Genomic DNA, 5,783 nt, shown 5'->3' on the forward strand with positions numbered 1-5,783 from the left:
GCTCAGCCTGCGCAAGGGCACCACGCTGACCAAGGAGATGTTCCTGAACCATCTCTATGGCGGCATGGACGAGCCGGAACTGAAGATCATCGACGTCTTCGTCTGCAAGCTGCGCAAGAAGCTCGCCCAGTCGACCAGCGGCGACAACTACATCGAGACTGTCTGGGGCCGCGGCTACGTGCTCCGCGACCCGCAGGACGAGACCGTCCCCCAGAAAGCCCAGGCGGCGGGGTGAAAACCTCGCCGCCCAGGCGGTTCCTCAAAGACATTCCCGGTGGATCATCAAGCACAAGCCCCTTGCCTTGATCACCAAGCGCCAATACACCACGAATGAAACTATTTCGTCAGTTGGTTTGTCCCTAAGCTGACAACGGCGGTTTTTTGGTGTCCACCTGCCTCCTCTCAACCGTAGGTCGGGTAGAGCGCAGCGGCACCCGACAAGCAGGCGAGTCGGTGTCGGGTGCCGCTGCGCTCTACCCGACCTACGGCTACGACTGCAATTCCGCCAGTTGAGTTATTCATAGTTAAGCTCCGGCGCCGAAAACCCCGCGGGAAGCACTCTTCCCGCGGGGTTTTCGTTTTGCCTTGTCAGCGTCGCGGAAGGGACTATCAGCCTACCGCCGCCCGGGGCGCCTGGGCGCCGGCGGGTTGGTTGACGACGTAGAGGCCGCGCTGGTTGTCCATCGGCTTGAAGCGTTCCGTGATGCCCAGGACGGTCTCGGCGCCGCCGAGATAGAGGACGCCGTCGGTGGGCATCAGCTTGGCGATGCTCTCCAGCACCTTGCCCTTGGTCGGCTGGTCGAAGTAGATCAGCACGTTGCGGCAGAACACGACGTCGAACTGGCCCAGCGGAGTCAGGTCGGTCAACAGGTTGTATTCCCGGAAAGTGACCATCTGGCGGATCTTGTCGTTGATCTGCCACTTGTCGCCGACCTGCTTGAAATACTTGACCAGCTGGGTGATCGGCAGGCCGCGCTGGACCTCGAACTGGGTGTAGATGCCGGCCTTGGCCTTCTCGACCATTTCCGACGACAGGTCGGTGCCGACGATCTCGAAGCGCCAGCCGTCGAGCTTGGCACCCTGCTCCAGCAGCATTATCGCCAGCGAGTAGCCTTCCTGGCCGCTGGAGCAGGCGGCGGACCAGATCCGGATCGAGCGGCGAGCGGCCCGCTTCGCCAGCATCATCGGCAGCACGACATCACGGAATTGGTCGAACGGCTTCTGATCGCGGAAGAACGACGACTCGTTGGTCGTCATCGCCTCCGTGATGTCGCGCAGCAGCGCCTCCTCGCGCCGGGTGCGGATCGCGACGGCCAACTCGTCGAGCCCCTTCATGTTCCACTTGCGCGCGACCGGCATCAGCCGCGACTCGAGCAAATAGGCCTTGTCGCGGGACAGGACGAGGCCCGAGCGCTGTTTCAGCATCGTGCTGAACATGTCGAAGTCTTCGACCTTCATGCTGCGGTCCTCAAAGCAATCTTGCGGATATAGGGTCCGATTTCACGGAGCGGCAGGACGGCGCTGCACAGGCCGGCCGTCGCGACGGCTCCCGGCATGCCCCACACCACGCTGGACGGCTCGTCCTGGGCGATCACCAGGCCGCCGGCCGCGACCAGTTCGGCACAGCCACGCATGCCGTCCTGGCCCATACCCGTCATGATGATCGCGAAGGCGCGCCGGCCATAGATCTTGGCGATGCTGCGCATCATGGGATCGACCGCCGGACGGCAGAAGTTCTCCGGCGGATCCTTGTTGACCGACAAGACCGTGCTTCCATTCTTGGTCGCCAGCATCATGTGGAAATCACCCGGCGCCAGATAGATGCGGCCGCCGACCAGCGGTTCGCCATCCTTGGCCTCGGCGCAGGTGATGCCGCACTGGCGGGTGATGTGTTCGGCCAGGATCGTCGTGAACGTGGCCGGCATGTGCTGGGTGATCAGCATCGGCTGGCGGATGCCACCCTTCAGGTGCGACAGCACCTCGAACAGGGCCTGCGGTCCGCCGGTCGAACTGCCGATCGCGATGATGTCGGGTGGCGGGACCAGCGCCGGCATGGGCCGCAGCACGACCGCCGCCGGATCCATCGACCGCGGACGCGGCATGGGGTTCAGCGGCACCGACGGACGGTCGGAACGGAGACCGGGACGATTGCGCGATCCGGCGCGGCGCGCCGACGCGGCCAGCGCCTTGACCTTGCTGACCAGTTCGCGCTTGAAGGCGTCGGCCGCCCCGAGTTCGCGGGTGGAGGATGGCTTGGTCACGTAGTCGGCGGCCCCGGACTGGAGCGCCTTCATGCTGACCTCCGCCCCCCTCAGGGTCAGCGTCGAGGCCATGATGATCTTGACCGCCGGATCGATCGCGATGAGCTTGGGGATGGCGGTCAAGCCGTCCATCACCGGCATCTCGATGTCGAGGACGATCACGTCGACGCTCTGGCGGCCCAAGGCGTTGATCGCCATCTGCCCGTCGCCAACCGACGCCACGACGCGCAGTTCGGGATCCCCCTCCAGCGCGCGGGACAGCAGGCCGCGGATCACGGCGCTGTCGTCGACCACCATCACGCGATGGGGGTCGCTCGCGACCGCCGAGGTGGGGGCGGATTTGCCCGGAATATCGATCATGCTTCTCCGGGCCTCAGATAAGGCCGACCTGGGCGAACTTGGTCTGGATGATGTCGCTGTCGAACGGCTTCATGATGTATTCGTTGGCCCCGGCGCTCAGCGCCTCCTGGATGTGGGCCAGATCGTTCTCGGTGGTGCAGAACACCACCTTGGGAGCGTCGCCGCCCGACATCTTGCGCAGACGCCGCAGGAACTCGATCCCGGTCATGACCGGCATGTTCCAATCCAGCAGGATCGCGTGGGGCATCTCCCTCGCGCAGGCTTCCATCGCCTGCCGTCCGTCCTCGGCCTCGGAACAGGCGAAGTGCAGCTCTTCCAGGATCTTCCGGGCCACCTTGCGGACAACGCGGCTGTCATCGACGACAAGACAGGATTTCATAAAGAAAGACCTCGACTATGACGCTTGGTTCCGGAGCGTGGCGGTGGAAACCGGCCGGGGATCGCCCGACCGGCTTCCACCAACCTACACCGCCTCGAGATTGGCGAAGTTCAGCAGCCGGGACACGTCCAGAACCACCAGCAGGGTGCCGTTCAGGCGATAGATGCCGGTGGACAATTCGCGCCAGCGGACATCGAGCGTCGACGGGTTGCGTTCGAAGTCGTCGGACGACAGGCTCAGCACCTCGCCGACACCGTCGACCATCAGGCTGTACAGCTCGCCGCGCAGATCGACGACGATGCTCATGCCCGGCTTGTCCTTGGCGCGGGCCGGCAGGCCCAGCCGAAGGCGGACGTCGATCGCGGTGACGATCCGGCCGCGCAGGTTCAGCGAACCGGCGACTTCCGGCGGAGCCAGCGGGATCCGCGTGATCCGCTGGTTACCCAGCACGTCCTGGACCTGCAGCACGGGGATGCCGAACAGCTGGTCCGCGATCATCATGGTGACGAAGTCTTCGTTCGCGTTGATCGCGAAGTCGTCGTACTTGGTCTTCTTGGCCGGCAGGTTGGCACTCATGCGGCACCTTTGGTCTCGGAGAGGGTCTGCGACAGCGTGAACAGCAGGGCGTCACGGTCGAACTTGGCGACATAGTCGGTGAAGCCGGCCTGACGGCCCCGGTCCAGGTCGCGCGGCGAGGCGTGGCTGCTGAGCGCCACCAGCGGGGTGGTGTGCCAGCGGGTGTCCTTGCGGATCGCCTGGGCCAGCTCGAAGCCGCTCATGCCGGGCATCTCGATGTCGCTGACGATCACGTCGAAGTTCTCGCCGGCCTCGCACAGGTTCAGGGCCTCGTCACCGCTTTCCACCGTGGTCACCTGATAGCCCGCCACGGTCAGCAGCGGCGTCAGCAGGTTGCGGAAGAACGGGCTGTCATCGACCAGCAGGACCTTATGGGCCTTCTCCTCCTCGTAGGCGTCGCGCGCCGAGGAGCCGAACCAGTCCTTGTAGGCCTGGGTCAGGAAGAAGCCGGCGTCGATCAGGTCCGTCGCCTTGCCGGCGATGATGGCGCTTCCCATCATGCCCGGGCGGTCGGCTGCCAGTTCGACCTGGAGGCGATCCTCGACGATGTCGACGATCTCGTCCACGATCAGGCCCATGGAGCGGTCGCCGTCGGCGAACACCAGCACCGGCTGGCGGCCTTCGCGTTTCATCTCCCAGCCGCTGTCGATCGGAACCAGCGGCATCAGCTTGCCGCGGTACTGGACCACCGGCATGCCGTTGCTGAGTTCGACCGCGCTGAGATCGACGTCCTCCAGGCGGGCCACCAGCGAGAGCGGGACGGCCTTGGGGCTGACGCCACCGGCGCGGAACAGCAGCAGGGCGATCTTGTCGTCCTGGCGGGTGGCGTGGGCGACCGCCGTCTCGGTGGCGGCGGCGTCGCCGACCGCCAGTTCGCCGGAGGAGGCCGCCGCGATGCCGTTGGGGTCCAGGATCATGATGACGCTGCCGTCGCCCAGGATCGTGTTGCCCGAGAACATCTCGATGTGGCGCAGGATCGGGGCGACCGGCTTGACGACGATTTCCTCGGTGTCGAACACCCGGTCGACGATGATGCCGAAGGTGTAGGTGCCGACCTGGGTCACGACGATGAAGGTCTCGGTGTCGTCATGGGCCGGGCCGTCCAGCTTGAGCAGCCGTTGCAGCGACACCAGCGGCAGCAGGCGGTTGCGCAGGCGCAGGACCGGCGTGCCGTTGATCCGCTCGATCGTGTGCTCGCTGTCGGCGGCGGCGCGGACCAGCTCGACGACGCTGATCTGCGGGATCGCGAAGCGCTCGGTGGCACACTCGACGATCAGGGCCGAGACGATCGCCAGGGTCAGCGGGATCTTGATGATGAAGGAAGACCCACGACCGTAGGTCGATTTCATCTCGATGGTGCCGCCGATCTTCTCGATGTTGGTCTTGACCACGTCCATGCCGACGCCGCGGCCGGAGACGCTGGTGACCTTCTGGGCGGTCGAGAAGCCCGGCTTCATGATGAAGGCCTGGATCTGGCTATCGGACATCGCGGCCAGTTCGGCCTCGCTCGCCAGACCGTTCTGGATGGCCTTCTGCTTGATCCGCTCGATGTTGAGACCGCGACCGTCGTCCGTGATCTCGATGATGATGTGGCCGCCCTCGTGGTACGCGTTCAGCGTGACGCGGCCGGTCTCGGTCTTGCCGGCGCGCAGCCGCTCGACCGGAGTCTCCAGACCGTGGTCGGCCGAGTTGCGAACCATGTGGGTCAGCGGGTCCTTGATCAGCTCCAGCACCTGCCTGTCGAGCTCGGTGTCGGCGCCAAGCATCTGGAGGTCGATCTTCTTGCCCAATTCGTGGGCGAGGTCGCGCACCAGGCGCGGCAGCTTGGCCCAGGCGTTGCCGATCGGCTGCATGCGCGTCTTCATGACGCCTTCCTGCAGCTCCGACGTCACGTGGTTGAGCCGCTGGAGCGGGGCCGCGAACTCGCTGTCCTTCTGGCTGCGCAGGATCTGGAGGAGCTGGTTGCGGGTCAGCACCAGTTCCGAGACCATGGTCATCAGGTTCTCGAGCAGGTCGACGTTGACCCGGATGGTCTGGGCCGCGACCGCCGATTCCTTGTTGCCGGCGTCACGGGTCTCGTCGGCGGTGAAGCCGGTGCTGGCCGCGGGCGCCGCGGCGGCTGGCGCCGTGACCGGGGTGGCCTCGTGGACGACCAGTTCCTTGGCGGCCACCGCCGGCACCTCCGGCTCCGGCGCGCGGGCCTGGGC

6 protein-coding genes are annotated in these 5,783 nt (G+C 65.6%); 1 reads left to right on the forward strand and 5 read right to left on the reverse strand.

All coding sequences use genetic code 11. From position 1 onward, the window contains the following. Nucleotides 1-235: winged helix-turn-helix domain-containing protein (locus tag N825_RS35355; protein ID WP_198039078.1), on the forward strand; the 235-nt coding region annotated here is incomplete at its 5' end. A gap of 374 nt (nucleotides 236-609) precedes the next feature. Here N825_RS35355 and N825_RS35360 read toward each other — a convergent pair. From N825_RS35360 to N825_RS35380, 5 genes are all read right to left on the reverse strand, one after another. After that, the gene (locus N825_RS35360; protein ID WP_037462212.1) at nucleotides 610-1,458 is read right to left on the reverse strand and encodes a CheR family methyltransferase; all 849 of its coding nucleotides are present in this window, start codon (nucleotides 1,456-1,458) and stop codon (nucleotides 610-612) included. Beyond that, nucleotides 1,455-2,621: a protein-glutamate methylesterase/protein-glutamine glutaminase gene (locus N825_RS35365; RefSeq protein WP_037462214.1), complete on the reverse strand. Its 1,167-nt coding sequence runs from the start codon at nucleotides 2,619-2,621 to the stop codon at nucleotides 1,455-1,457. Before N825_RS35365 ends, N825_RS35360 begins: the two co-directional genes overlap by 4 nt. Nucleotides 2,622-2,634: 13 nt before the next feature. Further along, complete coding sequence (locus tag N825_RS35370) at nucleotides 2,635-3,000, reverse strand: response regulator (RefSeq protein WP_037462217.1); 366 nt, start codon at nucleotides 2,998-3,000, stop codon at nucleotides 2,635-2,637. Nucleotides 3,001-3,084: 84 nt separating this feature from the next. Further along, complete coding sequence (locus tag N825_RS35375; RefSeq protein WP_037462219.1) at nucleotides 3,085-3,576, reverse strand: chemotaxis protein CheW; 492 nt, start codon at nucleotides 3,574-3,576, stop codon at nucleotides 3,085-3,087. Continuing rightward, on the reverse strand, nucleotides 3,573-5,783 hold a 2,211-nt coding region (locus tag N825_RS35380), incomplete at its 5' end, for a hybrid sensor histidine kinase/response regulator (RefSeq protein WP_051514234.1). The genes N825_RS35380 and N825_RS35375, both read right to left, overlap by 4 nt.

This window comes from Skermanella stibiiresistens SB22, from assembly GCF_000576635.1.
In the GTDB taxonomy this organism is placed as follows: Bacteria; Pseudomonadota; Alphaproteobacteria; order Azospirillales; family Azospirillaceae; genus Skermanella; species Skermanella stibiiresistens.

Coding starts and splice junctions, on each gene's coding strand:
- N825_RS35360 (WP_037462212.1), bottom strand. CDS start 1,458: ATGAAGGTCGAAGACTTCGACATGTTCAGCACGATGCTGAAACAGCGC.
- N825_RS35365 (WP_037462214.1), bottom strand. CDS start 2,621: ATGATCGATATTCCGGGCAAATCCGCCCCCACCTCGGCGGTCGCGAGC.
- N825_RS35370 (WP_037462217.1), bottom strand. CDS start 3,000: ATGAAATCCTGTCTTGTCGTCGATGACAGCCGCGTTGTCCGCAAGGTG.
- N825_RS35375 (WP_037462219.1), bottom strand. CDS start 3,576: ATGAGTGCCAACCTGCCGGCCAAGAAGACCAAGTACGACGACTTCGCG.